Here is a 21,837-nt window from a genome sequence, read left to right on the forward strand (position 1 = left end):
CAGGCCTCTCAAATTTCGGCTTGTTCAAAACTATTCCAAAAACCCTCTTGCAAAGCGCGCGCGCAGGCCTTAGTTCCTGCCTCCGACGGACCGATAGCTCAGCTGGATAGAGTACCTGACTACGAATCAGGGGGTCGGGGGTTCGAATCCTCCTCGGTCCGCCATTACATCCTTAATTTGATGCTTGAATAAACCTCTAGCTCTTCGGGCGCTTGCGCGTGTGCAATTGAGCTTGGGCAAAAAGCAGCAGTCTTTATTCTCAGCGCGCAGATGCAAAATCCAAACCTGTGACGGCCCTCAGACTCTTGGTCAACCCTTCAAGGAAAAACCCTGCGACGCAAGCTCTCGAAAATCCTGTATCACATACCCGCCAGCTGCATTGGTCTCATCTGCGCCTTCAGGCCATTCACTTTCATAGGCGACATAATAAAAACGTAAATCAAAGGCGTTTGAGAACTCAAAATCAAGTTTAGAACCGCCGAACTAGAGGCTGTAGGGCGTAGGCAGCTCTATAAATGAGGCGGCTTATATGCCTTTGTTTGCCACCGCCCGACCATAACAGTCAGGTTTCTCTGTTTCGTCAATCGCTCTGAAACAGAGACAATTCAAATAGAATGACTCATGGTTAATGAGAAATTAACGTTACGTGGGTAGGACGTTGAAACGTAGTAGAATTGGGTAAGGCTGTTGGTATGAGTGATGCTGTGGAGATTGCTGGGCCCGCGCAGATGAAGCCTCGGCACCACCGGATCGTTCTTTCCTTTGTGCTCGTCGTTATCGCGCCGATGCTTGTTTCAGCGATATATCTATGGGGCTTCGCAAAAGACCAGTATATTTCAAGTATGTCTTTCTCTGTCCGCACTGAGAGCCTTCAGTCTGCTACGGATTTGCTGGGCGGTCTCTCGTCAATCACTGGGAGCAGCTCCAGCGACGTCGATATTCTGACACAATATATAGCCAGCGGCGATTTGGTGCGCCTCATTGAGGCAGACATCAACTTAAGGCAAATTTTTTCTGCCGAATGGCCGAATGATCTTCTTTTTGCGTTTGATCCCTCGGGGCAGTTTGAAGACTTGCTCGACTACTGGAACAGCCATGTGCTCACCCAGTCTGAGAACGGGATCGTCACACTTTCGGTGCGCAGTTATGATCCAGTGGCATCAAACAAGATCACACTCGCAATTTATGAAGCGAACAGGCAGTTGATTAACCGCCTTTCAGATGAAGCACACGAGGATGCGACCCGCTTTAGCAGAGATGAGCTTGAGACCGCTGAAAACCGGCTCACGGCTGCGCGCAAAGCTATGACAAGCTTCCGTTTGGAAGCACAAATCGTTGATCCAAACGCAACGCTTGAAGCTCAGATGCGGATATTGACACAGTTACAGGTGCAGCAGGCCGAGAGCTTCATTCAGAGAGACCTTCTCACACGAACATCAGGACTGGACGACCCCCGCGTGAGCGAAGTCAGCCGAAAGATAGACGCCCTTCAAGCGCAGATCGACATCGAAAAAAATAAGTTTGGTTATGGCGGCCAGGGGCCAGGTGGCGCCGATTACGCCACCCTTTTTGCAACATACGAAAGATTGGCGTCGGATATGCTCTTTGCCGAAGAGGCCTATCGCTCCGCTCTGCTTGCTTACAATGCCTCCCTCGCAGAAGCCAAACGAAAGGCACGCTACCTGGTTGCCCATGTCAAACCGACAGTTGCCGAGAAAAGCAAATATCCAAAGCGCCCGATAAAGCTCTTCATCGTTGTGCTGTTCGTGACTTTGCTTTGGTCGGTCGGGCTATTGATATATTACAGCATTCGGGATCGCCGTTGAGCCATGATTGTTTGTGAAAACGTCTGGAAAACCTATCGAACACGCGGCGAAGAGAAGACAGTAGCACGTGGCATCAATGCCGTTTTTCCGACGGGTGTTTCTGTCGCTCTTCTCGGTCGGAATGGCGCAGGGAAGTCGACATTGATGAACCTCATTGCAGGCAATCAGAAGCCGACACGCGGGCGTATCTGGAGCGACGGCACGATCTCTTGGCCCGTCGGCTTCGCGGGGTCGTTTCATGGCGAATTAACGGGCGCGCAAAACGTGCGATTTATCTCCCGTGTCTATGGCGTCGATACCGATATGCTCAGTGACTTTGTCGAAGACTTCGCCGAGTTGGGCCAGCACTATCATATGCCATTTCGCACATACTCTTCAGGAATGAGATCACGGCTCGCCTTCGGTGTTTCCATGGGTATTCGCTTTGATACCTATCTCGTTGACGAAGTCACAAGCGTGGGCGACGAGCGGTTTAAGGTAAAGGCCAACGACGTTTTTCAACGGCGGATTGGGTCATCAGGCGCACTCGTTGTGTCGCACTCGATGGGGGTCATCCGCCAGATGTGCAGCAAGGCCGCCGTTCTCGAAAACGGGTCGCTCACAATGTATGAAAATGTCGAAGACGCAATCTCTCATCACATGGAGAACATGAAGAGATGACACGCCCTTCGAATAACGGCTTGCTTGAACAGGACGGTCTGCGCGCCCGCAAGTTCCGCACGGGGCGCACTATATTCGCCTTGGTTATGCGCGAAATGTCGACAAGCTATGGGCGTTCTCCGGGGGGCTATGCTTGGGCCATCATTGAGCCCGTGCTCGCCCTTGCGGTCCTGACAACCATCTTCTCGTTTATCATGCACTCTCCCCCGCTGGGAGACAGCTTTCCTCTGTTCTACGCAACAGGCTATTTACCCTTCATGTTGTTCAACGACATCGCAAACAAAACCGCGACCTCGCTCAATTATTCCCGCAGTTTATTGAGATATCCCGCCGTAACCTTCATGGACGCGTTGATCGCACGCGGTTTTTTACACCTGCTCACCCATGTGCTGGTCGGCTATATCATGTTCTTTGGTCTGTTTGTTGTGCTTGATCTGAAAATCAGCCCTGATTTCACCCTGATCGCACTCGCTTACCTCATGGGAGGGGTGCTGGGCTTCGGCGTTGGTTGCTTTAATTGCTATGTGATGATGACATTTCCGGTCTGGGAGCGGATTTGGCAAATCCTGACACGCCCCCTTATCTTTATATCAGGGATGTTTCTCCCCTATGATTTCATGCCAAAAATCGCTCAGGATATCCTTTGGTGGAACCCCCTGATCCATGTTGTCGGGATGTTGCGTAAGGGGATCTATGCCCCCTCATACGAAGGCGCATATTTATCCGTGCTTTTTCCACTGCTTACAGCACTCATCCTTATGGCATTGGGGATTTTGCTATTGTGGCGCAATCATCAAAACTTGTTGGAAAATTGAGCGCCTCAAAGCCTAGGTCAGGCAAGGAGGAGCATGACGCATCAAAAGCTATAAACAGGCTTGAATAGGTCTGTGTCTTCGTCACTCAGGTCTTAATTCAATCGTGGGGCATACACCTTACCCGATGGCCAAATCTTCCCGACAATTTCACGCGGGGGCAGAGCGTGGGATTGCCGACATTTCGCATTTAGTCTCCCGCTCAGCCGCAGTCTTCAAGCCACGATAATCATATCCAACCTTCGTCAGCGCTGCACCAATCTCGCTGGGAAGGCGGCTCTCCCCAACGCCTTACCAAAGAACACCGTGCCGCAGAGCATCATAGACTGCGGCGTGTGTGTTGCGTGAGGAAATCGCGTCTCCGATCCGGTAGAGCGCGAATGTGCCTTTGGGATTGCGGTTTGGAAACAGCGCGCCTTCGCCGCCAATCAAGACATCGTGGTTGATCTCGCCAGAATTTGACGCCTCTGGCTTGAGCGCAAAGTAAAGTTCGTCCAGTGGCAGAGTGCCTTGGTTGACAATGACTTGGTCATATTCCTTTTCTGAAACGTGCCGCGAATAATCGGTTCCAATCTGCGCCAAAAGGCGGTTGCCCCTGCGGCTCAGGCTTTTGAGCGTGCGGCCAACCGTAAATAACGCATCCTTCTCTTGCAGGCTGCGCATATAGGGGACAAGGTTCATTCCCATGACCTCAGGCGCAAAGCTGCGGTCGCGGGTCATCACTTCGACAGCCCCGCCCGCCGCAACAATGGCTTCAGCCGCCATGAGCGCTGTGTGATCGCCCGCATCATCAAAGATAAGCACGTTCTCGCCAGGCTTGGCATCGCCTGCGATGATGTCCCAGCCTGTGACAGCAAGCTCGTTACCCGCCTCAAGCACAGTCACTTCAGGCAAACCGCCTGTCGCGATGATCACAACATCCGGCGCAAGTGCGAGCACATCCTCAGCCTCTGCATAGGTGTTGAAGTGAAAGCGCACATCCCGCGCCGCGCATTGGGCCATGCGCCAGTCGATAATCCCGATCATCTCGGCACGGCGCTTGTTTTGCGCTGTCAGACGGATCTGCCCGCCAGCCTCAGGCGCGGCCTCAAACACGGTCACGTCGTGGCCCCGCTCGGCAGCCACGCGCGCCGCCTCAAGCCCTGCTGGCCCAGCGCCGACGATTACGACTTTTTGAGAGCCCGCAGAAAGCCCGATTTCATGCGGCATGGTCAACTCACGGCCCGTGGCCGCATTGTGAATGCAGAGCGCTTCACCCGCCTGATAGATACGGTCCAAACAATAGGTCGCGCCCACACAGGGGCGAATATCGTCTTCGCGGCCCTCCATAATTTTGGTCACGATCAAGGGGTCAGCCATATGTGCACGGGTCATGCCGACCATATCAAGAAGCCCCGAGGCCACGGCATGGCGCGCTGTCGCCACATCAGGAATACGGGCCGCATGAAACGTGGGCATCCCTGTCTCGGCGCGCACAGCGCCCGCAAAATCAAGGTGCGGCGCGGAACGCATCCCCTGCACAGGGATCACATCGGTCATCGCGGGGTCCGTGTGAATACGGCCTCGAATGACATTGAGAAAGTCGACCTGCCCGCTGGCCTTCAAGGCATGAGCGATCTTGAGGCCCTCTTCGGGGGTTATCCCGCCCTCCTCGACCTCGTCTGCCGTGTAACGCACCCCGATGATAAACTCATCCCCCACGCGCTTGCGGATCGCCTCGAGGACTTCAAAGCCAAAGCGCATCCGGTTTTCAAGGCTGCCGCCATAGGGCGCGGCCCAATCATTGGTGAAGGGCGAGTAAAACTGATCAATAAGGTGCCCGTAAGCTTGCAGTTCGATCCCGTCGAGGCCCGCTGCCTGCATCCTTTCGGCCGCGTCGGCGTAGTCCTCAATAATACGGGCGATATCCCAATCTTCCATCATCTTGGGAAAAGCCCGGTGGGCAGGTTCGCGGCTGTGGGAGGGCGCAAGCGAAGGCAGCCAGTCGCCCTTGTTCCAGCCCGTGCGTCGGCCAAGGTGTGTGAGCTGGATCATCACAGCGCAACCATGTTCATGACACGCATCCGTGAGCGCGCGCATCCACGGCACCACCTCGTCTTTATAGGCAAGAATATTGTTAAAAACAGGCGGGCTGTCACGGCTCACAGCCGCAGAGCCCGCCGTCATGGTAAGCGCCACACCCGCTTTGGCGCGGGTTTCGTGATAGGCTCGGTAGCGCTCTGTCGGCATCCCGTTTTCAGGATAGGCAGGCTCATGGCTCGTGGTCATGATCCGGTTTTTCAGCGTCAGGTGTTTGAGCTGATAAGGTTGCAGAAGAGCATCTTTGCCCATGATATGCCTCGCTTGTTTTGACAGAGCTTACACGCTTGCCCCCCTAAGAAAAGAGCCGAATGACGCAAACGGATCAGGCTCCATCCAGCACGCTAACACGCGCGTCACTTCAAATCGACCGAGCGCGAAAACGCTTCAAAATCAGCCACTTCTTCAGCTGTGGGCAGCACACCTGTAAAGCAATAGAGATAGCCCTCTACCCGCGTTAACCGTTCTTCCAGCGTTTCGGCCAGATCGAGAGCATAGTAACCGATCTGTTGATAATACAGCACACGCGCGCGGATATCAGCCTCCGCGGGATCATACCCGTGACGTTCAAACATCTTGGTGATCGCGTCTTGGCGCGCCGCATCAGCACGGTCAATGACACGTCGCACAGAGCCGTCGCGTCGCGCCCATTCGCGCACAGCAAAGTCGAGTTGCGGATTAAACCCTTCAGGGTCCACAACACAGCGGAAGAAATTGTTCAACGCGCCCGTTATGGTCTTGGCAGGCAGCTCGGTATGGCGGATCAGAATGCCCGTATTTGACGTATTCCAATCGTCCAAAAGTTGGTTCAGCAAGTCTTTGCGGCTCTTGAAATACCAGTAAAATGATGAGCGCGAAACATCGAGCCGCTCTGCGATCCCTAGCACCTTGACCTGTCCGACGCCTTCGCTGATCAAAATATCGCGTGCCACATTGAGCCAGTCTTCCCGCGTAACCTTGATATGCCCGACAAGCGGCGGCTTGTCGGGGTCGTCACGATGCAAAAGAAGAGTGGGCGCTTTTGACATGGGCTTTCCTCAGCTTTCAGGCGGCGCACCGCCTTCTTCTGTGCGTTTGGCAATATACTCTTTTAGCGCGCCAAGCTTTGTTTCGTCTACTTCGGGGCGCTTGTCCGCGGCCAGAATATCTTGCCAGACTTTTGTTGCACGGGTGTTGGCGTCCTCAGAACCGCGCTCTGTCCATGTGCCGAAATTGGCATAGTCGTGCACATGAGGCTCATAAAATGCCGTATTATAACGCTCCATGGTCTGGCTCGTTGCAAAGAAATGCCCCGAGGGCTGAACTTCGCTCAAAGCTTTCTCAAATCCGATTTCGTCAGGCCCCGCCTCGGCCCCAGCGCAAAGCTCAGCAATCATATTGAGCACTTCGGCGTCGGTTATGACTTTCTCGTAAGACACACTCAGCCCGCCTTCGAGCCAGCCCGCCGAGTGAATGATCACAGTGGCCCCCGCCATGAGGCAGCCCCAAAGGCCCATCTGGTTTTCATTTGCCGCTTGCACATCATTGGTGTTTGAGGCCGAGCCGGCAGCAGAGCGCCATGGAAGCCCCGTAAACCGTGCCAGCTGTCCAGCGGCAAGGCTGGCCTGAAAATGTGAGGGCGTGCCAAAGGCAGGTGCGCCTGATTTCATATCTACATTGGAGGTAAACGTGCCGTAGCAAACGGGCGCACCCGGACGCACCAGCTGTGTGAGCGTAATGCCCGCCAAAGCCTCTGCATGGCTGAGTGTAATCGCCCCCGCAACCGTGATCGGCGCCATCGCTCCCATTAACGTAAAGGGGGTGACTATAGAAAGTTGCCCATGGCGGGCAAAGTCGATCAGCCCCTGCGCCATCGGGATATCAAGCGTGCGCGGGCTGTTTGTGTTGATGATTGTGTAACAATAGGGATTGGAGCGAAACGTCTCATCATCTACGCCACGAAAATTTTGCAGCATATGAAACCCGTCCATCGTCTGCGGCGTGCCACGCGCAAAAACAAAGGGAAACTTATCCGTCAGCTCCATCTGGGTCTGCATCGTAAAGTAATGGCGCAAATGGGTCGGAACATCTTGCGGCTCCACCGAGGGAGACATCATCTGAAAGACATCATAGTGATGGGCGATCTTGGTATATTCTGTAAAATCGCGCGCCGATCCCGGACGGCGGCCACGCACAAGGTCAGTCGCATTGGGCGCGCCCGCCCCAGGCTGGAAGACAAGGCTGCCAAGCTCAAGCGTGACGTCGCGCTCACGCGCCCCCGCGCGGCCTGTGATAGACTTTGGCGCAGTGGCAAGCGCCGCTTCAACCATCTCGCGGCCGATATATACCATATCGCCCTCAACGCGGGCCCCCGCCGCTTTATAGAGAGCAATGGCTTCAGGCAACAAAACCCGCATCCCAAGCTCTTCCAGAGTGCGCAGCGCCGTTTCATGCATATTTTCGATCTGATCATCCGAAAACACCTTCATAGGCGGGAACGGATTTCTCAGGTTTCGATAGTTGGTTTTGCGCTCAAAGGGCGTGGCCTTAGCCTCTGCCCTGCCCCGCCGACGAGGTCTGCTTTTTGTATCTTCGCTCATGTCAGCCTCTCATCGCTTTGCCAGCGGGGTCATAAGGCGAAGCCTCAATGACCTTTGCGGCGCGCGCAGCTCCAACCACGTGCACCATAAGCTCGGTGCCCACTTGCGTCAGCTCGCTGTTGACCATCGCCATGGCATAAGATTTCCCTATGGTATGGCCATAGCCCCCTGATGTGACAAAGCCGACAAGAGCCTCGCCAGACCAGACAGGCTCATAGCCACTTGCATCGGCGTCCTCGGCCTCAATCTCAAGCATAACAAGTCTTTGGGCTGGCCCGCTGCCGCCTTGCTCGGCCTGCGCTGCGTCCTTGCCAACAAAGTCTTTGTCCCAGTCAATCCAGCGGTCCATTCCTGTTTGCGCAGCGGTATAGCCTTGAGTGAATTCCGCGCTCCAGATACCGAAGCTCTTTTCAAGGCGCATAGAGAGCATGGCGTTAAAGCCAACCTCGCGTATGCCAAGATCCGCCCCTGCTTCGAGCAGCATTTTGCGCAGAGCAATATGCTCAGACGCCGAGCAATTGATTTCATACCCCAGCTCACCCGCCAGAGAGAGGCGCCCGATCTTGCACTTGAGCAAGCCCAAGTCGTAGCGGCCACAGCCCATAAATTTGAGATCACCAATCGGATCGACTGTGAGCTTCTCCAGAACCTTGCGCGAGTTTGGCCCCGAGAGCGAAAAGCCGACCGTCTTGTCAGAAATATCGCTCAGGCTCACGCCCTCGCCCATGTGATCGTCAAACCAGCGCATATGCCACTCACGCAAGTAGTAGCTGCCCATGATCCAGTAGGTTCCATCGCCCCAGTTAAAGATCGTGAGATCGCCCTTAAGCTTGCCAGTTTCCGAGAGCATCGGTGCCAGTTTGGCACGCCCCGGTGCTGGGAGCTTGGAGGCCATGATATGATCAAGCCACGCCTCAGCGCCCTCGCCTGAGACTTCAAAGCGCGAGAAACCCGAAATATCGAGAAGTCCGACAGCGTCGCGAACGGCTTTGCATTCCGCCGCCACAAGCTCATGCGCATTAGAGCGCTTGAGCGTGGGCGTTTCGACAAAGTCTTTGGGCGCGAAGTAAAGCGGCACTTCAAGCCCGTAACTCGCGCCCCAGCGACAGCCCGCCTCGGTCATATCGCTATAGGCTGGTGCCATTTTCAGCGGCCGCCCCGCAGGCAACTGCTCGTTCGGGTAGGTCATGACAAAGCGGCGGGTGTAAAACTGCCCTGTGGTTTCCTTGATAAACTGGCGATTTTCGGCAAAGTCACCAAAACGGGCAACATCCATCCCAAAGACATCCGCCTCGGGCTCGCCGTGGATCATCCATTCGGCGAGCGATTTGCCAACGCCACCGCCTTGAAGGAACCCAGCCATGACAGCGCAGGCACACCAGTAGCCCTTTTTCCCCCGCACAGGGCCAACCAGCGGGTTGCCATCTGGCGCAAAAGTAAACGCTCCGTTAACCCATGTTTTCACGCCGACCTCTTGTAAAGCCGGATAACGTTCAAAGCCGAGCGTCAGTTCGTTTTCGATACGGTCTGTCTGCTCCTGAAAGAGCTCGATGCCATAGTCCCAAGGCGCGCCGTCTAGCGCCCAATGCTCATGATCAATCTCGTAAATCCCGAGCAAGACGCCCTTCTGATCCTGCCGCAAATAGGTAAAGCCCTCAAGATCGACCGTCATTGGCACTTCAAAGTCGATCTCCTCAAGCTGAGGGATCGTGTCGGAGATCAGGTAGTGGTGCTTCAGTGGCGCAACAGGCAGCTCGATCCCCGCCATACGACCCACCTGTTTGGCCCAGAGACCTGCGGCATTGACCACGTGTTCGCAAGTGATCTCGCCCTTGTCAGTGATCACCCGCCAACCATCGACCGTCTGTTCAAGGCTCTCGACTTTGGTGTGCTCAAAAATACTCGCGCCACGTTTTTTGGCCGCGCCCGCATAAGCATGGACCGTGCCTGTCGTGTCGATATAGCCCTCGCGGTCGGCCCACATCCCACCCAAGATGCCCTCGGTCGACATGATAGGGCACAGCTCGCCAGCTTCTTCGGGCGTCACAAGGCGGCAGTCTTCAATCCCGATAGACTGAAACGTGCGATAGGCCGACTGAAGCCACTCCCAGCGGTCGGGCGTGCCCGCAAGCGTGAGTCCGCCTGTCATGTGCAGGCCGATATTCTGGCCACTTTCTTCCTGAATTTCCTCGAAGAGATCAATCGTATATGCTTGCAGCTGGGCAATATTCGGATCGGCATTGAGCGCATGAAAGCCCCCCGCAGCGTGCCAGCTTGACCCCGCCGTCAAAACCGAACGCTCCAACAAGCAGACATCTTTCCAGCCAAACTTGGCCAGATGATACAGAACAGACGTTCCGACAACGCCGCCGCCAATCACCACAACACGATAATGCGTATTCATACCTTCTCTCCCTGACGTTTGACAAAGCCCCCAAAGTTCAAAGCTCTGGCGAGTCATTTATTCCTGTTATGGAAATCACATCACCAATGGACATTTCTGTCCAGAGAAAGTTTTGGCAAAGAACAATATCGCGGTTCTGCGGTCCAAATGACTCACCACAGTCTTAATTGCCCCCACAATGTGGCCTTTAGCTTGAAATTTACCCGCTCACTGTCATAGCTGACTCCGATCACAATATTGCCTGCGCTCCTTCGCAGCGCCACAACTCAAGAGTAACCATCATGTTTGCACCCAATCTTGCCCCCATCCCCGAGCTGTATGTCTCTTACGAGAGCGCGCAAAAGCTCAAAGTCGAAGCTGCCGATCTCGTCAGCCACGATCTGACGCCGCGCCAGATCTGCGATCTTGAGCTCTTGATGAACGGTGGCTTCAACCCGCTGAAAGGCTTCCTAAGCGAGGAAGATTATAACGGTGTGGTCGAAAATATGCGTTTGGAGAGCGGCGCGCTCTGGCCAATGCCGATCACATTGGATGTAGGTGAAGACTTCGCAGCCAAGCTTGAGCTTGGCCAAGACATCGCCCTGCGCGACCAAGAGGGCGTGATCCTCGCCACAATGACAGTCACAGACCGCTGGGAGCCCAACAAAGCCCGCGAAGCCGAGAAGGTGTTCGGCGCAGACGATGATGCGCACCCCGCCGTGAACTATCTGCACAATCAGGCTGGCAAGATTTACCTCGGTGGCCCCGTCACAGGTATCCAGCAGCCCGTGCACTACGACTTCCGCGGCCGTCGCGATACCCCCAACGAGTTGCGCGCCTATTTTCGCAAGCTCGGCTGGCGCAAGGTTGTCGCCTTCCAGACGCGCAACCCTCTTCACCGCGCCCACCAAGAGCTGACCTTCCGCGCCGCACGCGAAGCCCAAGCCAACCTGCTCATTCATCCCGTCGTCGGCATGACCAAGCCCGGCGATGTCGATCACTTCACCCGCGTGCGCTGTTATGAGGCCGTTCTGGACAAATACCCTGCCTCAACGACTTCAATGAGCCTGCTCAATCTCGCCATGCGTATGGCCGGCCCGCGCGAAGCGGTCTGGCATGGCCTGATCCGCGCCAACCACGGCTGCACCCACTTTATTGTCGGCCGCGACCACGCTGGCCCCGGTAAAAACTCCGCAGGCGAAGACTTCTACGGACCCTATGACGCCCAAGATCTCTTCCGCACGCATCAAGACGAAATCGGCATCGAGATGGTCGATTTCAAACATATGGTCTGGGTTGCCGAGCGTGCCCAATACGAACCAATGGATGAAATCAAAGACAAAGACGACGTTACCATCCTCAACATTTCAGGCACAGAGCTGCGCCGCCGCCTCGCTGAGGGCCTCGAGATCCCCGAATGGTTCTCTTTCCCAGAAGTTGTGTCAGAGCTGCGCAAAACCCGCCCGCCACGCTCAAAGCAAGGCTTTACCGTTTTCTTCACGGGTTTCTCAGGCTCTGGCAAATCGACAATTGCCAACGCCCTCATGGTCAAGCTCATGGAAATGGGCGGCCGCCCTGTGACCCTGCTTGATGGTGATATCGTGCGCAAGAACCTCTCCTCAGAGCTTGGTTTCTCAAAGGAACACCGCGATCTCAACATCCGCCGCATCGGCTATGTCGCGAGTGAAATCACCAAGAACGGCGGTATCGCCATCTGTGCTCCGATCGCGCCCTACGCCACCACCCGCCGCGCCGTCCGTGAAGACGTCGAGACGTTTGGTGCCTTTGTTGAAGTCCACGTGGCCACCAGCATTGAAGAATGCGAACGCCGCGACCGCAAGGGCCTCTACAAGCTCGCCCGCGAAGGCAAGATCAAGGAGTTCACAGGGATTTCGGACCCCTATGATGTGCCTGCCAGCCCTGAACTCAGCGTCGAAACCGAGAACGTCGATGTGGATAACTGCGCCCATCAAGTGCTGCTCAAGCTCGAAAGCATGGGCCTCATCGCCGCTCAGTAAGACAGACACCAGAAACGCAAAAAGGCGCGGGCATCAGCACCGCGCCTTTTTTCATTTCATCGTCTAAAGTCAGTGCGCGGTGACAGGCGTCATATCGTTCTGGCGGGCCAACATGAAGGCAAGCTTGCGGTCCTTCACAAGCGCCAAGCGCTCGCCAGACGCATCATGCACCGCGTAAAGCTTTGTCAGGCCCGTCGCCTCGGCGCGTATCTCTTCTGGCAAATCCTCAAGCGCAACTTCACGCACATAAACAATCGGCTGCGCTGCATTCTCTTTAAAATCATAAACTGCGTTCATTGACCGCACTCCTCACTTCGCTTTGGATTTGATCTTGATCGTCTGCACAACCTGCTCAGGCTCCGCACGTGTTAGATCTATATGCAAAAGTCCGTTCTCAATCAGAGCCTCGCCAACCTCGACACCATCCGCCAGCACAAAGCTGCGCTGGAACTGGCGCGCTGCGATCCCGCGGTGAAGGAAAACACGCTCCTCAGAATCGTCTGACTGACGCCCCCGAATGACAAGCTGCTTGTCCTCGATGGTAATCGCCAGATCCTCCTCCGCAAAGCCCGCCACAGCCAGCGTGATACGATAGGAATTATGCGAGGTCTGCTCGATATTGAAAGGAGGGTAGCCCTCGTTGCCAGACTTGGCCGTGCGCTCCAAAAGGCGCTCCAGCTGTTCAAAGCCCAAGAGGTAGGGGTGTGACCCCAAAGTAAGTTTGCTCATGACACGCCCTTTTTGCTTAAGCGACAGTGTGTAATCACAGGCCCCATTGTGGCAACCTGACTTCCTTTAATATGGGAAAGCTGCACCAGCTCTGCAAGAGCTTTGCGAAAATGCAATTTTTCAGTATCTTACAGGTCTTGACCCAAATGGAATCACAGCTCCCATGACTGCCCCCAATGACCTTGCGATGAAAACCGAAGACGTGCTGCGCGTTGAGCTTGACGTCTTCAAGCACGAGCATCGCGACCTTGATCAAGCAATCGAGGCTCTCGTTGAGAGAGGCACGGCAGACCAGCTCACCATACGGCGTTTGAAAAAGCAAAAGCTCCAGCTCAAAGATAAAATCGCCCTGATCGAAGACAGGCTGCTTCCTGACATCATCGCCTGAAACGGCGCGCCATTGCGCCGCCACCAAAACCGCCTATAGTGCGCGCTTCTTAAGGATCGGAGCCACGTCATGAGTGTCAAAATCGGGATCATTATGGGCAGCCAGTCAGACTGGGCCACAATGAAAGAAGCCGCCATCGTTCTTGACGAATTGGGCGTGAGCTATGAAACAAAAATAGTCTCCGCTCATCGCACACCAGACCGCCTCTGGACCTATGGCAAAGAGGCCGCCGCACGCGGCCTTCAAGTGATCATCGCAGGCGCTGGTGGCGCTGCCCACCTTCCGGGCATGATGGCCTCAAAGACACGCGTGCCAGTGGTCGGCGTCCCTGTGCAGACCAAGGCGCTCTCAGGCGTCGATAGCCTCTATTCTATCGTGCAGATGCCCAAAGGCTTCCCTGTCGCAACCATGGCCATCGGCTCCGCAGGCGCAGCTAACGCGGGCCTGATGGCCGCAGGCATCCTTGCCTTGCAAGATCCAGAGCTGGCCACCCGCCTTGATACATGGCGCGAGGCCCTCTCCGCCTCCATCCCCGAGGAACCCACAGATGACTAACCCTCTCGCCCAAGGCAGCACTATCGGCATTCTCGGCGGCGGCCAGCTTGGGCGTATGCTTTCCGTTGCCGCAGCCCGTCTCGGCTTCAAAACCTGTGTGTTCGAGCCAGCGGGTGACTGCCCTGCAAGCCATGTGGCAAACTACCATTTGCAAGCCAGCTATGAAGACGACAGCGCACTCAAGAAATTTGCCGATAGCGTTGATGTCATCACCTATGAGTTTGAGAATATCCCCACATCCGCGCTGGATACGCTCGAAGCGATCCGCCCCATTCACCCCTCACGCGAGGCGCTGCGCATCTCTCAGGACCGCCTGATCGAGAAAGACTTCCTCACAGGCCTTGGCCTGACAGTCGCGCCTTATGCACCCGTCACTTCCGAAGCGGATCTGCGTGCTGCCGTGGCTCAAGTCGGCCTCCCCGCTATCTTGAAAACCTGCCGTTTCGGCTATGACGGCAAGGGGCAGGCCCGCCTTGAAACCGAAGCCGATATTGCCCCCGCATGGGCAGCGATGGCAGGGGCTCCGTCTGTGCTGGAAGGTTTCATCAGCTTCACCAAAGAAATCAGCATCATCGCCGCGCGCGGTCCGTCGGGCGAAGTCTCCTGCTATGATCCAGGCGAAAACGTCCACGAAGGCGGCATTCTACGCACAACGACAGTGCCCGCTGCGATCCCCGCAAGCCTGCGCACAGATGCCGTCTTGCTCGCGGCGCGCATCCTCAATGCACTTGAGTATGTCGGCGTCATGGGGGTCGAGCTTTTCGTCACGCCCAAAGGCCTGATCGTCAACGAGATCGCCCCGCGCGTTCACAATTCAGGCCACTGGACACAAAACGGCTGCACGGTTGATCAATTTGAACAGCACATCCGCGCCGTCGCGGGCTGGCCCTTGGGCAACGGCGCGCGTCACGCGGATATCGTCATGGAAAACCTGATTGGCGAAGACATGGACCGCGTGCCCGAGCTTGCGAAGTCCGCTGATGCTGCGCTGCACCTCTATGGCAAGGCCGAGGTGAAACAAGGGCGCAAGATGGGCCACGTCAACCACATCAAGCGCCCATAAGCTTATTTAGCCTTTGCGCTTTGGCGCAAAGTTGCCGCCCTTGGCGCCGCTATCGCCCTCTGCACGGCGTGCCTTGTTCTTCTTTGAGTTCGGCTTGCCTTTGCCCTTGGGTGGGGCAGTGCCGTCACTCGGGCCTTTCTTGCCCGCTGTCTTCCAGCGTGGCTTGTCGCCGCCAGCCGCCGCCGCGCCGCGCGCAGGGCGCTTGCTCTTAGAATCCATCCGCTCTGAAGGATTTGCCGCGTTGCGTAGCGCAGGCTTCTTACCCGCTGGTTTCTTTGGCTCGCTCACAGCGCCTTTGGGGCGGCTGTCTTCGGGGCGCTTCGGCTTTGAAGGGCGCTCGCCTTTGGGCTTTTCATACTTCGGCTTTTCGCCCCAAGGCGTATCGCTCTTTGGTTTGTCAAAGCGCGGCTTGTCACCCTTGGGTTTGTCATAACGGGGCTTGTCGCCGCGCGGGCCATCGCCCTTGGGCTTGTCATAGCGAGGTTTGTCTCCGCCACGGCCTTTGTCAAAGCGCGGCTTGCTGTCGCGCGGCTTAAACGTCGGCTTGGGCAGATTGGCAAGATCAGGCGCTGTATCAAGCTTCTTGATCGCTGCGCCCTCCACTTTCATAGCCTCGCCCAAAGCGCTCAAAAAGCTCGCCACACTGGCTTGACGAATTTCGATATAGCTCTCATCCGGCCCAATACGGATCGCGCCGATATCGGTTTTGTTCAGCCCGCCTGCCGTGCAAACAGCTGGCAAAACGCGGCGTGGCTCGGCTCCGCCGTTGTTGCCGCCGGCCAAAGCAAACCAGACGCTCGGCCCAAAAGGCTCGCGCGGAGCGCGCGGCTCAGAGGCGCCAGAGTTCGCCAGATCTTCAGGGGCTGAGTGATGCTGTTGGTAAAGGCGTAAATATGCTGCTGCAAGCTGCTCGGCCGTAAAAGCCTCCGCCAACATAGCGACACGCGAAGCCTCCGATTCAGGCACAGCCTCGTGCCATGCAGGATCGGCCAGCATCCGCTCGGCGTCGCGCTCAAGAACCGCGTCCGCTGAGGGCGCTTCTGCCCAGTTGGCGCTGAGCTTGGCCCAGCTCAAAAGGCGCTCGGCCTTTTTGCGCGCCTTCGGCGGCACGATCAGAACAGAGGTGCCCTTACGCCCCGCGCGGCCTGTGCGGCCTGAGCGGTGAAGAAGTGTTTCGTGGTTGTTGGGCAGTTCAGCGTGAATAACAAGGTCAAGCTTGGGCAAGTCGATCCCGCGTGCCGCCACATCCGTCGCCACACAGACCCGCGCACGCCCGTCGCGCATCGCTTGCAAAGCATGGGTGCGTTCCGCTTGGCTCAATTCGCCAGACAGCGCCACAACCGCAAAGCCACGGTTTGAGAGCCGCGTCGTGAGACGGTTTACAATCGCACGGGTGTTGCCAAAAATGATCGTATTGGGCGCTTCGTGATAGCGCAGCACATTGATAATCGCGTTTTCCGCATCCCGCTGCGCCACATTGAGCGCCTCATAGGTGATGTCGGCGTGTTGCTTTTCTTCCGCAACCGTTTCAACGCGCACAGCGTCTTTCTGATAGCTCTTGGCCAGCTTGGCAATCGCCGCAGGCACAGTCGCCGAGAACAAGAGCGTCTGACGCTCTTCAGGGGCTTCAGAGAGAATAAACTCAAGGTCTTCGCGAAAGCCAAGGTCAAGCATCTCATCTGCTTCATCAAGCACAACGGCCTTCAGCTCAGAGAGATCAATGCTGCCGCGCATGATATGGTCCCGCAGGCGGCCCGGCGTGGCGACAACAATATGCGCGCCACGGTCAAGCGCACGGCGTTCGTCGCGCATATCCATGCCACCCACGGTCGAAGCGATCTGTGCGCCCGTGTTGCCATAGAGCCAAACGAATTCGCGCTTTACCTGCAAGGCAAGCTCCCGCGTTGGCGCGATCACCAAGGCCAGAGGGGCGGACGCGGGGCCAAAGGCCTCAGCCTCGCCCAGAACAGAGCCAGCAATCGCAAGGCCGAAGCCAACGGTCTTGCCTGAGCCTGTTTGGGCCGAGACAAGCATATCTTTGCCTTCTAGGTCGGTTTGGGTGACGGCGAGCTGAACGGGTGTGAGCGTGTCGTATCCACGCGTTTCAAGCGCTTGGGAGAGTGCATTTTTCAAGGGAGGGCCTGCTTTGGGCTAAAGGTCTGGTCAAGCGCCCGCGTTTAAAGCCTTTTGCACCGCTTGTATAGGGGCAAAGAAAAAAGGGCGGAAGCGCGCTCCCGCCCTCTTCATATCGTGTTCACTGGTCTTAGTGGCCCAAAATCTGGCTCAGGAACAGCTGTGTGCGGTCCGACTTGGGATTGTTGAAGAACTCTTCGGGTTCGTTCTGCTCCACAATCTGGCCTTGGTCCATAAAGATCACGCGGTTAGCGACCTGACGGGCAAAGCCCATCTCATGGGTCACGCAGAGCATGGTCATGCCCTCTTCCGCCAGCTCGATCATGGTGTCGAGAACCTCTTTGATCATCTCTGGGTCAAGCGCTGATGTCGGCTCGTCAAACAGCATGATCCGTGGCTTCATGCAAAGCGAACGTGCAATCGCAACCCGCTGCTGCTGCCCGCCCGAAAGCTGGCCAGGGTATTTGTTGGCCTGATCGGGAATTTTCACTTTCTCAAGGAAGTGCATCGCAATCTCTTCGGCTTCTTTCTTGGGCGTTTTACGGACCCAGATTGGCGCCAAGGTGCAGTTCTCCAAAATCGTCAAATGCGGGAAGAGGTTGAAGTGCTGAAAGCACATCCCCACTTCGGAGCGGATCTTGTCGATGTTTTTGAGGTCCGACGAGAGCAGCGTGCCGTCTACTTCGATCCTGCCCTGCTGGTGCTCTTCCAGCGCATTGATACAGCGGATCAGCGTTGATTTGCCCGAGCCTGACGGCCCGCAAATTACAATACGTTCGCCCTGATACACCGTCAGATCAATGTCGCGCAGCACGTGAAACGCGCCATACCACTTGTTCATATTCTCGATGCTGATCGCGACTTCGTCGGAAACTTTCATCTGTGCGGTCTCGGCCATAGCCCAACCCTCCCTTTAACGGTGATCTGTCGCAAGACGGCGTTCAAGCCACTGCGAATATTGTGAAATGCCGTAGCAAACGATGAAGAACAGCACGGAAGCGAACATGAACAGCTCCCAATAGATGCCGTTCCATTCGGTCGAGGCAAGAATAGGTCCGCGGATCATGCCGACGAGGTCGAACATGGAAATCACAGACACCAGAGTTGTGTCTTTAAAGAGGCCCACGGCCACGTTCACGATCCCCGGAATGGAGATTTTGAGCGCTTGGGGCAGAATGATCAGACGCATGGCCTGCGGATAATCCAGACCAAGGCTGTCCGCCGCTTCATACTGACCCTTTGGCAAAGCCGCGAGGCCGCCTCGGATCACCTCGGCAATATATGCCGCCGAGAACATGGTGATCATGATCACCACGCGCAAGAAGAGGTCCACGCCAGAGCCAGGCGGGAAGAAATACGCCAGCATCACGTTGGCCACGAACAAGAGCGTGATCAGCGGCACACCGCGAATGAACTCAATGAACACAACGCAGATGACTTTGATCAACGGCAAGCTCGACTGACGCCCAAGCGCCAGCGCAATCCCGATCGGAACCGAGAGGGATACACAGGTCAGACCCAGCATCATATTGAGCATAAAGCCACCCAAGTCACGGCTGGGAACAGCTTCGAGCATGGCTGTGTCATTGGCGCCTTCAGGGATCAGCATTCCACCAATAATCCAGACAGCAAAAGCCGCAGCGATGCCGCCAAGGAACCCCATGGCAAAGCTACCCTTCACAAAGCGCGCATAGACAAGATAGCCAGCAACCACGCCCAATAGCGCCACCAGAGGCGTCAGGATCGTGCCGCCCCAAATGAGCCAATAGGCTGTGAAAGGGAAAAGCGCGGTGATGATCAAAAGCTTGCGCGGAAGGTCAAAGAACAGCACGGGCGCAAGCGCGGCAAACATCATCACAAAAGCCACGGTTGGACGCCAGTATGCGTCTGGCGGATACTTGAACCCAAACAGCAGCTGGTTCCAGCGCTCAGTCAGCACCGAGAAACAAGCCGCCGAGGCGCCATCGAGTATCTCGCGACACTCCGAAAGGCTCTCGGTGTTCCAAAGCCCGTTGAACATCCAAGGCGCGGTTGAGGTCACCAGCGCATAGATCACATAGAGCGACACGATCGTCAGCAAGCCGTTGCCCCATGTGGGGAACAGATTGTCCTGCAACCACTTCACCACACCTGTGGTCGAGGCAGGGGCTGGCTGCTCTGCTAGGAAGGTCTCGCGCACAAAGGCGACAGAGTCTGCACGTTTATCTGACATGGCTCAGCGCTCCTTTAGCTTCATGGCGTTGTTATAGACGTTCATCAACATCGAGATCCCAAGCGAGATGACGAGATAGAAAAGCATCAACAGCAACACACATTCAATCGCACGGCCCGTCTGGTTGAGCGTGATGCCCCCCAGCGTCGCCGTGATATCAGCATAGCCCACAGCAATCGCGAGCGATGTGTTCTTGGTAATATTGAGATAGTTTGAAATCAGCGGCGGAATAATCACCCGCAAGGCCTGAGGCAGAACCACAAGGTTCATGATCCGCCCGGAGCGTAGGCCGAGCGCCGCCGCCGCTTCGGTCTGCCCTTTTGAGACAGCCTGAATACCAGCCCGCACGTTTTCGGCAATGAACGCTCCCGTATAGATCGAAAGAGCGAACCAAAGCGCAATCAAGGGCGCACCAATCTGGATACCGCCTTTAAGATTGAAGCGGTTGGCCAAAGGATCTGGCGCATCAAGACCAATCGGTTGGCCCATAACGAAAAAGGCCAGAACCACAGGCACAATCAAGATCGCAAGTGTCGGCCAGCCCGTTGGCAGCAGCTTGCCAGTCGCGTAAAGCAAGTTACGTGCATAGCGACGATAGGCAAAAATCCCGATGATTGAGGCGATAAATACGGCCACAACCACACCAGAGCCTGCATTCCAGATCGGCGCAGGCGCGTAGACGCCACGGTTGGTAAAGGCGAAATACCCAAGCAGCAATTCCTTGTCAGGCTCAGCGCCAAGATAGGCCCGCGACCCAGGCAAAACCGCCGTGAGAATGGTGAAAATAATGATGATCCAGATCAAAACCGGAATATTGCGGAAAATTTCCACATAGACAGCCATCAGTTTGCGCACCAACCAGTTGTTGGAAAGCCGCAGCACACCCGCAATCACCCCAAAGACTGTCGCGGTGGCGCAAGCCAGAAAAGCCACAAGCAAGGTGTTGATAATGCCGACAAACGCGGCCCGCAGGTTGGTGGACTGGCTGCTATAATCAATCAGCGTTTGGTTGATGTCATAGCCCGCAGGGCTTCCCAAAAACTCATAGCTGATATTTAGGCCCAAATCACGCAGGTTGGTCATCACGTTGTTGGCAAGATAAACCACAACAGCAATCAGCAAAACAAGCGCAATGCCTTGAAATGTGTAAGACCGATAGCGCGTATCATTCAGCAGCATTGAAAGCCGAAATGTACCCTCTGGAGGATCGGTGAGTGTCGACATCTGTGACGTCCCCGTTTTTGGCTGGCTCGCCTGTAATCAGTCGCGTCGTTGCACGCAAAGAGACCAGTTTCTTATTTTTGTGATCAAAGTCGATATGAAAAGGGCGCGGAGTGTCCGCGCCCTTTCCAGTCAAATCTTAGCGGAAGGGTGGTGAGTAAAGAAGACCACCGTTTGTCCACTGTGCGTTCAAGCCGCGTGACAGACCGATTGGTGTCGCTTCACCAATGTTCTGCTCGAAAATTTCGCCGTAGTTGCCGCTCGCCATGATGGCTTTGGCAGCCCAGTCAGCTGACAGACCGAGCATTTCGCCCAGGTTGCCTTCTGTGCCGAGCAGACGGTTGATTTCTGGGTTGCCACCGGCAGCTGCTGACATTTCGCCAATGTTGGCTGATGTCACACCGAGCTCTTCAGCTGTGATCAGAGCGTTAAGTGTCCAGCGGACAACATCGCTCCACTCGTCATCGCCGTGGCGAACAAGCGGGCCGAGTGGCTCTTTTGATACGATTTCTGGCAGCAGGATATGGTCGCCAGGTGCTTCAAATGTTGCACGTGTCGCCGCGAGGCCTGATGCGTCTGTCGTGAAAACATCGCAAGCGCCAGCAAGATACTGCTGTTGTGCTTCTGCGTTTGTTTCGATTGGAACAGGCTGGTAGCTGATGTTGTTGGCGCGGAAGAAGTCCGCGAGGTTCAACTCAGTTGTTGTGCCAGTCTGAATGCAGACTGTCGCGCCGTCGAGTTCCTTGGCCGAGCTTACGCCCAGTGCTTTCGGAGCCATGAAGCCTTGACCGTCGTAGTAGTTAACACCTGTGAAAGTGAACTTGAGGTCAACGTCGCGTGAGAATGTCCATGTGGTGTTACGTGCCAGCATATCGATTTCGCCTGACGCAAGCGCTGTGAAGCGTGTCTTACCTGTTGTCGGAACGAATTCTACGGCCGCTGGGTCACCCAGTGTCGCAGCTGCAACAGCGCGGCACACAGCAACGTCAAAGCCTTTCCATTCGCCATTGGCGTCTGGAGCAGCAAAGCCAACGAGACCAGTGGTCACACCACAGTTCAGCTTGCCGCGCGCTTTCACATCGTCAAGCGTGCCGGCAGCAGCAACACCGGCCGCGAGGCCTGCAACTGTCAGTGCGCCAAGAAATACGGTTTTTTTCATGATTACCTCTTCCTGATTGT

18 protein-coding genes and 1 tRNA gene are annotated in these 21,837 nt (G+C 55.9%); 8 read left to right on the forward strand and 11 right to left on the reverse strand.

The window, feature by feature from the left end; genetic code table 11:
* Positions 1–87: 87 nt before the first annotated feature.
* The 4 genes from ACTF58_RS08825 (at position 88) to ACTF58_RS08840 (ending at position 3,301) form a co-directional block, all read left to right on the forward strand.
* Positions 88–164, forward strand: a tRNA-Arg gene (locus ACTF58_RS08825).
* A 528-nt stretch (positions 165–692) separates the two neighbouring features.
* Positions 693–1,826, forward strand: a complete 1,134-nt coding sequence (locus ACTF58_RS08830; protein WP_438991610.1) for a hypothetical protein — start codon at positions 693–695, stop codon at positions 1,824–1,826.
* 3 nt (positions 1,827–1,829) lie between these two features.
* A complete protein-coding gene (locus ACTF58_RS08835) occupies positions 1,830–2,486 on the forward strand; it encodes an ABC transporter ATP-binding protein (RefSeq protein WP_438991611.1) in 657 nt (218 codons plus the stop codon).
* Entirely contained in the window at positions 2,483–3,301 is an 819-nt protein-coding gene (locus ACTF58_RS08840) for an ABC transporter permease (RefSeq protein WP_438991612.1), read from the forward strand. Before ACTF58_RS08835 ends, ACTF58_RS08840 begins: the two co-directional genes overlap by 4 nt.
* Before the next feature lie 288 nt (positions 3,302–3,589).
* On the opposite strand, the gene ACTF58_RS08845 is transcribed toward ACTF58_RS08840, so the two are convergent.
* The 4 genes from ACTF58_RS08845 to ACTF58_RS08860 form a co-directional block, all read right to left on the reverse strand.
* On the reverse strand, positions 3,590–5,629 hold the full coding sequence (locus tag ACTF58_RS08845; RefSeq protein WP_438991613.1) for an FAD-dependent oxidoreductase: 2,040 nt from the start codon (positions 5,627–5,629) through the stop codon (positions 3,590–3,592).
* A gap of 104 nt (positions 5,630–5,733) precedes the next feature.
* Positions 5,734–6,405: a TetR/AcrR family transcriptional regulator gene (locus ACTF58_RS08850; RefSeq protein WP_438991614.1), complete on the reverse strand. Its 672-nt coding sequence runs from the start codon at positions 6,403–6,405 to the stop codon at positions 5,734–5,736.
* Between the two features lie 9 nt (positions 6,406–6,414).
* Positions 6,415–7,956 carry a trimethylamine methyltransferase family protein gene (locus tag ACTF58_RS08855; RefSeq protein WP_438991615.1) on the reverse strand — a complete coding sequence of 514 codons (1,542 nt, stop codon included), beginning with the start codon at positions 7,954–7,956 and terminating at the stop codon, positions 6,415–6,417.
* Between the two features lies 1 nt (position 7,957).
* On the reverse strand, positions 7,958–10,360 hold the full coding sequence (locus ACTF58_RS08860) for a GcvT family protein (protein WP_438991616.1): 2,403 nt from the start codon (positions 10,358–10,360) through the stop codon (positions 7,958–7,960).
* Positions 10,361–10,641: 281 nt separating this feature from the next.
* Between ACTF58_RS08860 and ACTF58_RS08865 the strand changes: the two genes are divergently transcribed.
* Entirely contained in the window at positions 10,642–12,357 is a 1,716-nt protein-coding gene (locus ACTF58_RS08865) for a bifunctional sulfate adenylyltransferase/adenylylsulfate kinase (protein ID WP_438991617.1), read from the forward strand.
* A gap of 69 nt (positions 12,358–12,426) precedes the next feature.
* Here ACTF58_RS08865 and ACTF58_RS08870 read toward each other — a convergent pair whose 3' ends face one another.
* Together ACTF58_RS08870 and ACTF58_RS08875 are read right to left on the reverse strand one after the other, a co-directional pair.
* Positions 12,427–12,654, reverse strand: a complete 228-nt coding sequence (locus ACTF58_RS08870) for a DUF1150 family protein (RefSeq protein ID WP_438991618.1) — start codon at positions 12,652–12,654, stop codon at positions 12,427–12,429.
* Positions 12,655–12,666: 12 nt separating this feature from the next.
* Positions 12,667–13,086 (reverse strand): Hsp20 family protein, encoded by a 420-nt coding sequence (locus tag ACTF58_RS08875; protein ID WP_438991619.1) that lies wholly within the window; start codon positions 13,084–13,086, stop codon positions 12,667–12,669.
* Positions 13,087–13,249: 163 nt separating this feature from the next.
* Between ACTF58_RS08875 and ACTF58_RS08880 the strand changes: the two genes are divergently transcribed.
* The 3 genes from ACTF58_RS08880 (at position 13,250) to ACTF58_RS08890 (ending at position 15,092) form a co-directional block, all read left to right on the forward strand.
* Positions 13,250–13,474: a YdcH family protein gene (locus ACTF58_RS08880; protein ID WP_438991620.1), complete on the forward strand. Its 225-nt coding sequence runs from the start codon at positions 13,250–13,252 to the stop codon at positions 13,472–13,474.
* A gap of 69 nt (positions 13,475–13,543) precedes the next feature.
* The gene (gene purE / locus ACTF58_RS08885) at positions 13,544–14,029 is read left to right on the forward strand and encodes a 5-(carboxyamino)imidazole ribonucleotide mutase (RefSeq protein WP_438991621.1); all 486 of its coding nucleotides are present in this window, start codon (positions 13,544–13,546) and stop codon (positions 14,027–14,029) included.
* Positions 14,022–15,092, forward strand: a complete 1,071-nt coding sequence (locus tag ACTF58_RS08890; protein WP_438991622.1) for a 5-(carboxyamino)imidazole ribonucleotide synthase — start codon at positions 14,022–14,024, stop codon at positions 15,090–15,092. The genes purE and ACTF58_RS08890 overlap by 8 nt, the downstream gene beginning before the upstream one ends.
* Positions 15,093–15,098: 6 nt before the next feature.
* Here ACTF58_RS08890 and ACTF58_RS08895 read toward each other — a convergent pair whose 3' ends face one another.
* From ACTF58_RS08895 to ACTF58_RS08915, 5 genes are all read right to left on the reverse strand, one after another.
* On the reverse strand, positions 15,099–17,225 hold the full coding sequence (locus tag ACTF58_RS08895) for a DEAD/DEAH box helicase (RefSeq protein WP_438991623.1): 2,127 nt from the start codon (positions 17,223–17,225) through the stop codon (positions 15,099–15,101).
* Positions 17,226–17,355: 130 nt separating this feature from the next.
* Positions 17,356–18,123, reverse strand: coding sequence for an amino acid ABC transporter ATP-binding protein (locus tag ACTF58_RS08900; protein WP_298804910.1), 768 nt, complete (start codon positions 18,121–18,123; stop codon positions 17,356–17,358).
* Positions 18,124–18,138: 15 nt separating this feature from the next.
* A complete protein-coding gene (locus ACTF58_RS08905) occupies positions 18,139–19,437 on the reverse strand; it encodes an ABC transporter permease subunit (RefSeq protein ID WP_438991624.1) in 1,299 nt (432 codons plus the stop codon).
* 3 nt (positions 19,438–19,440) lie between these two features.
* The gene (locus ACTF58_RS08910; protein WP_438991625.1) at positions 19,441–20,661 is read right to left on the reverse strand and encodes an amino acid ABC transporter permease; all 1,221 of its coding nucleotides are present in this window, start codon (positions 20,659–20,661) and stop codon (positions 19,441–19,443) included.
* 136 nt (positions 20,662–20,797) lie between these two features.
* Complete coding sequence (locus ACTF58_RS08915) at positions 20,798–21,817, reverse strand: amino acid ABC transporter substrate-binding protein (RefSeq protein WP_438991626.1); 1,020 nt, start codon at positions 21,815–21,817, stop codon at positions 20,798–20,800.
* Positions 21,818–21,837: the final 20 nt, after the last annotated feature.

Source organism: Lentibacter sp., from assembly GCF_965657785.1.
In the GTDB taxonomy this organism is placed as follows: Bacteria; Pseudomonadota; Alphaproteobacteria; order Rhodobacterales; family Rhodobacteraceae; genus Lentibacter.